This is a genomic window from Collinsella sp. AM12-1 (assembly GCF_003472325.1).
Taxonomy (GTDB): Bacteria; Actinomycetota; Coriobacteriia; order Coriobacteriales; family Coriobacteriaceae; genus Collinsella.
The window spans coordinates 1-4865 of record NZ_QRLS01000036.1 but is presented as its reverse complement, the minus strand read 5'-3'; the positions used below and the strand labels follow the sequence as shown (position 1 = coordinate 4865).

The 4865-nt window shown below is 65.9% G+C and carries 4 protein-coding genes and 1 pseudogene; 4 read left to right on the top strand and 1 reads right to left on the bottom strand.

The window, feature by feature from the left end:
• The 4 genes and pseudogenes from DW136_RS10015 to DW136_RS09715 form a co-directional block, all read left to right on the top strand.
• Positions 1-462, top strand: a pseudogene (locus DW136_RS10015) (lantibiotic ABC transporter permease); the annotation flags it as partial.
• Entirely contained in the window at positions 455-868 is a 414-nt protein-coding gene (locus tag DW136_RS09725) for a hypothetical protein (protein ID WP_118289513.1), read from the top strand. The pseudogene DW136_RS10015 and the gene DW136_RS09725, both read left to right, overlap by 8 nt.
• 32 nt (positions 869-900) lie before the next feature.
• Positions 901-1563 (top strand): response regulator transcription factor, encoded by a 663-nt coding sequence (locus tag DW136_RS09720; protein ID WP_118289512.1) that lies wholly within the window; start codon positions 901-903, stop codon positions 1561-1563.
• Positions 1551-2987 carry a sensor histidine kinase KdpD gene (locus tag DW136_RS09715; protein WP_118289511.1) on the top strand — a complete coding sequence of 479 codons (1437 nt, stop codon included), beginning with the start codon at positions 1551-1553 and terminating at the stop codon, positions 2985-2987. The genes DW136_RS09720 and DW136_RS09715 overlap by 13 nt, the downstream gene beginning before the upstream one ends.
• A gap of 4 nt (positions 2988-2991) precedes the next feature.
• Here the strand turns inward: DW136_RS09715 and DW136_RS09710 are convergent, their stop codons facing one another.
• Complete coding sequence (locus DW136_RS09710) at positions 2992-3195, bottom strand: ribbon-helix-helix domain-containing protein (protein WP_117629189.1); 204 nt, start codon at positions 3193-3195, stop codon at positions 2992-2994.
• Positions 3196-4865 lie beyond the last annotated feature (1670 nt).

The following is a 4865-nucleotide window of genomic DNA, read 5'->3' as shown; positions in this document are numbered from 1 at the left end:
GCCGCGCTGGCCGTGGCGCTCGGCGTGTTCGGGGCCGTGCTCGCCGTTGCCGGGCGCCTGCCGCTCGGGCCCGCTCCGCTTGCGGCCGCGTGGGCGGGCATCGTGCTGGGCAGCCTGCCCCTCTACGCGCTGTGGCTCGGCGTGGCCCTGCGCCTCGGCCGCAACGCCGCCATCGGCGCCGGCGCTGCGGGGGTGCTCCTCGCGTTCTTCTCGGTGGGCGGACTTGCGCACGGCCTCATGACCGGCGAGCTCACCGGTGCCCTGGCGACGCCCCTGAGCTGGGTGCCGCTCGCCTGGCCCGCTCGCCTGGGGTCGCTCGGGGTGGAGGCCTTTATCGACGCCGCGCGTGCGGCGAGCCCTCTCCTCACGACTGCGCTCGCGGGCCTCGTGCTCACCCTGGCAGCCGACGCCGTCCTTCTCGCCTGGTTCTGCCGCTTCGAAGACGGGAGGGTAGATGCGTAGAAAGCCGCTCGCCGCTGTGCTCGTCCTCCTCTCCGCAGCGCTCGTCCTGGGCGGGAATGCCCTGCTCGACGCCGGCTGGGGATCGGCGCTGCGCTCGATCGCCGACCGCGTGCTGCCCAACCCTGAGATCGCCATGTGGGCGCCCGCGCCCGAGCCCGGCAGCCACGTGAGCTCCTTCGCCGACGCCACCGGGGCGGGGGCAAACTACGTCTACCTGGTGGACGCGGCGGATGACAGGGGCAATGTCAGAGAGCTCCAGCTCATCTTCTTCGGGCGGGAGTCGAACGGCGAGGGCTGGCTCGAGATCGAGGCGCGCGGCGGCTCGGGCGTGCGCTACCGCGTGTGCGACGCGGCCGAGGCAACCGTGGCTGCGTGCAGGGCTCTAGACCGCTGGGCGCGGCGCTAGTACAATTCCGACGAGAGTTTCAGGAGGTCAACATGGCGAGGATACTGGCAGTGGATGATGAACGGGCGATCCTCGACGCGCTCGCGCGCGTCCTCGGCCGCGACGGCCATGAGGTCGTCAGGGCGGCGGACCCGACGGCGGTCCCGGGGATGGACCTCTCGCGCTTCGACCTCGTGCTCTGCGACGTCATGATGCCGGGGCTCGACGGCTTCGAGCTCGTGCGGCAGATCCGCCCGGACTTCGACGGGCCCATCGTCTTCCTGACCGCGCGCGTGGCCGAGGAGGATGCCGTGACCGCCTACGGCCTGGGCGCCGACGACTACGTCCGCAAGCCCTTCGGGGCCGCGGAACTGCGCGCCAAGGTCGCGGCCCATCTACGCCGTGAGCGCCGACCGCGCTCGCACGCCCTCTCCTTCGGGGAGGTGCGGATCGACCTCGGGGCGCGCGGCCTCGCCGTGGGCGACAAGGCCGTGCCGCTCACGCCCACCGAGTACGCCATCTGCGAGTACCTCGCCCGCCGCCCCGGGCAGGTCATGAGCCGCGCGCAGATACGCGAGGCGGTGCTCGGCTGGGAGAGCGACGCCGACGACGCGGCCATATCCATGCAGGTCAGCCGCGCCCGGAGGAAACTCTCCGAGGCCGGCGCCGATCCGATCGCGACCGTCTGGGGGATGGGGTACAAGTGGCAGCTCTGAAGATCGGAGCGCGAGGTCGCGGGGGCATGCCGCTCTCCTTCGTCATCGCGCGCTACTTCGCCTACGCGTTCGCGGCGGTCGCCACGGCGTGGCTCGCCTCGTTCATGGTGCTCTCCGTGGCGATCAACGCGGGCTTCGTCTACGAGGCAAGCTGGGGGCCGGCCAATGCGCGCGAGGTCGCGGAGGGCCTGGCACGCGACGGCGTCTGCGGGCAGCAGGACGTGCCGACGGCCTACCGCTACCTCATCCTGAACAAGGACGGATACGTGCTGATGACAGACCTCGAGGGCACGCGGCTCGAGGATGCGACGGAAATGGCCAGTACGGCACTCGCCGCGGATCCGGGCACAGTGGAGATCGAGGGCGGGGGCTCGGGCTTCACCTACGCTGCGTTCCCACTCAAGGGCGGCGGGGCCTGCGCACTCGTCAGCGAGTACCTGCCGCAGTGGGTCTCGCGCGATCTCGCCAGCCTGCTTCCCAACCCGCAGAACCTCATGCTCGTCGGCGCCGCTGTGGGAAGCGCGCTCGCGCTCGCGCTCGTGGCGCGTCGTGCGAGCCGCGTGATCTCGCGCAAGATGGCGCCGCTCGCGGAGGCGGCGGGGCGCGTCGGCGCGGGAGAGCTCGACTTCGCGGTCGGCAGCACCAATGTGCGCGAGGTGAACGACGTCCTCGCCGCGATGGACGCCATGCGGGCCTCCCTCGCCGAGTCGCTCGAGGCCCGCTGGGCCGCGGAGCAGGGGCAGCGCGAGCAGATGACGTCGATCGCCCACGACCTCAAGACGCCGCTTACTGTGCTGCGCGCCAACGCCGACTTCGTGGCGGAGGAGCTGGAAGACGAGAATGACAGCGACCTCTCGGCCGCCGCGCGCGACATAGCCGGCAGTGTCGAAAGGCTCGACGACTACGTGCGCCTGCTCATCGAGGCCTCGCGCGGGTTCGGCGGGGCGGAGAGGGCCCCCATGCGGCCGGCCGAGCTCTGCGAACAGGTCCTCGCCGAGGCCGCCCAGATCGCCCGGGCGCGAGGCGTGACGCTCAACGCGGCCACGGGCCCCGCTGTCGCGGGCGCGCCCGAGGCCCTACTCGACCGAACCGCCCTGGCGCGAGCCGCCGCGAACCTCGTGGCCAACGCCGCCGAGCACGCGCGCTCGCGCGTGGCGGTCTCCTGCGACGTCGCGGGCGGCCACCTCGTCATCGAGGTGGCCGACGACGGACCGGGCTTTTCTCCCGCCGCCCTCGAACGCGGCTGCGAGCGCCTCTTCACAGACGACTCGTCCCGCTCCTCGCGCGACGGAGGCCGCCACTACGGGCTCGGCCTCCACGTCGCCTCCGAGGCCGCGAGCGCCCACGGGGGCTCCGTCTCGCTCGCCAACAGCCCCTCGGGCGGCGCGGTGGTCACCATCGCGGTCCCCCTGTGCGGGGCCTGACGAATCAGGCCCCGCACACTGGCATGCCTCGCAACCAAACGCCTCCCGAATAATTCATGAGGCCGTACTCGTATTCGAGCCTGTCTATCTCCGCGGCGAGGGCCTCCGTCATGTAGAAGGTTTTCGTGCGGCCCGTCGACTTCGCCAGGTGGTCGTACCTGTTCGAGAGGTCCTCGGGGATTCTCAGGACTGCGGTGGCGGTTGCCATGATGCACCTCCCGGTTAGATGCAATACGTGTATTACATTCTGTCACATCACCCGCACCGGCGTACGGCCGCATCTGCTCTTTTACCTTACATTATGTCAACCGGCCCATGGTCGGCTTATTCAGCCGGATTAAATCAAGCATTAAATCAATCCAGACCTATAAGGGGCGGCGGAAATCCATTGAGGAATGAGGGCGCCGTCCCTAGGTCGGCTCCTCGATGGCCGCGGCTGAATTCCCCTGCCATCGTCTGCGTGGGTTCCGGCACGGGGTTCTGGCACTGCTCGAGTGGGGCACAAGACTCGGCTGTCGGTCGTGCCGGACGGCATACGTTTTGAGACCGGCAAGCTGTTGCCGGCTCGAGGACAGCGGCCCGGTGCACCGGGCCGATCGATAGAGGACTCAGGTTCACAGCGCAGTTTCTTGGGGCTCGCATATATAGGAAGACTTGATCGGCAATCGATTTTAATGAAGTCGACAGCGCGTGTCAGAGCTTTCAACAAACCGCAGGTAAATCCGTGTACCAAAAATTGGTACACGGATTTACCTGCGATGTTCATGCTTGGTCAAAAGCCCATCAAGCGATATATTCATTATTTTAATGCGCGCGCCTGAGCTTTTGGCTGAAGTGGCAGTCCGACCGCCGGCAGGCGGCCACGCTATGTCCAAAGGCCACGCCTACTCCCAGTGCCCGGCTACGTCGACGACCCAGTGCTGCCCGTCGAGTTCCTGCCGCAGGGCTACATCAGGGACGTCTTATTGGGGGACGACCACATGGAACCCCGGGAGATCAAGCTGTACGGCTGATCCATCCGTCAACAACATGTCAAAGCCCCAAAACCCAACAGGATCGCGAACGAGGGGATGAATTGACCGCCCGGGTATTTGCGCCCGGGCGGTCAATTTTATCAACCATGGGTGCGATTCTGTGAGGCCATTTTTCTGGCATCCGCCGTTTGCTCCGGTCTCAACGCACCCATCGACCGTTCAGTTATCTTTGCGAACGCGACCACGTGCGCATTTGTCGAACAATCAAATGTCCGACAATGTCTGACGGAGCTGTCAGACATTCACGCACGAACAGGTGAGCTTCGCGAGCGATTGTAGGCAACTAGTAGCCCCAGCTGCGTCTTTAGCGCAGGTTCGACGTCTGACATCTTGAATGTCTGACGTTGAACGAAGCTGGTTGATAACAAGCAGGTGGAATAAACATGGAGCCCGACACCTCTCGCGCAATCGGCGCGCGGCAAGGGTCTGGCCCATCTCATATGTTGCCAACGCTAACGGTGAACCTGAGCGCCCGGGCACATTCTTTGTTGGCTGAAACCGGCATAGCAACTAGCGGAAGGCATCATCGAAGGAGTGTGCTGGAAAGCACCCGTCTCCTTAACTGTTAGAAATGCAAGTTAATAATCTACGTGGTCAATGTGATACCGTTGAACCCGCGTATCGATACCGCTCAGCCATTCGCCTCGCCCCCGTCGCACGTATCTTCATCCGGTCTGTTACTTTTAATCTAACGATTCTTTGAGGAACGTAGGTGCTTCTGAATGTACTGTCGACTTCTTCTCAAACTGATCCTAAGAGACAAGGCCGCATGGATCTCTACGCTCGTTCTTGCCGCGGCCTTCTCCGTCCCCATTGCGTTCAATTCACCCATCTACGGGCCCTT